The organism is Streptomyces milbemycinicus (assembly GCF_002154605.1).
Classification (GTDB): Bacteria; Actinomycetota; Actinomycetes; order Streptomycetales; family Streptomycetaceae; genus Streptomyces; species Streptomyces milbemycinicus.
On record NZ_MUNE01000835.1, the window covers coordinates 4,490 to 5,110 of the forward strand.

Genomic DNA, 621 nt, shown 5'->3' on the forward strand with positions numbered 1-621 from the left:
AATTCCGAGCCCGAATTCAGACTTGCTTGTTTCATGGGTCGAGCTATGGTGGTCGCATTCCCCGGAAATTCCGGGAAGTAAATTACCGAATCACTCCATCGAAATCCGGCCGTAGAACAGTTTTGTCTAAAAGGAGGTGCAGGACATTGCAGCCGAATGCCAACCCGCAGATCCGGCACCCCCGGGCACACGCCTACCCCGCCGGGATGCCACGCGAGATGCGTTCACCCCGGGACTGACCGCGCCTGCCACGGCCGGAGCCCCGCCCAGCGCGCCTGCGTCGTGTCAAAGAACCACACCCGATTTCTCTATTCCTCCAGGAAGGAGCCCGCACCATGACACACGCCACCCCCGGTGCCCATATTCCGGTGCACCCCCGCTATCTGGCCGCCAGCGACGGGTGCGCCGACCCCGTCTTCGCCCCGCTTACCGGCCCGAGGTGGCACAAGCGGACGGATGAGTGGGGCAATTACCACGCCTTCGGCGATCAGGGTCGCCTGCACATCGGGATCATTCCGGAATACTGCGAGCTGGTCGAACCCATCGGCCTGTGGCACATCGAGGCCCGCCCCCACCGCGAAGCCCCCGCCCTGTGGCGTGCGGCCATGAGCGATGGCACCC

At 64.3% G+C, this 621-nt stretch carries 1 pseudogene; it reads left to right on the forward strand.

Going from position 1 to position 621, the window contains the following annotated elements:
• Positions 1-335 precede the first annotated feature (335 nt).
• Positions 336-621, forward strand: a pseudogene (locus CCN51_RS47265) (hypothetical protein); the annotation flags it as partial.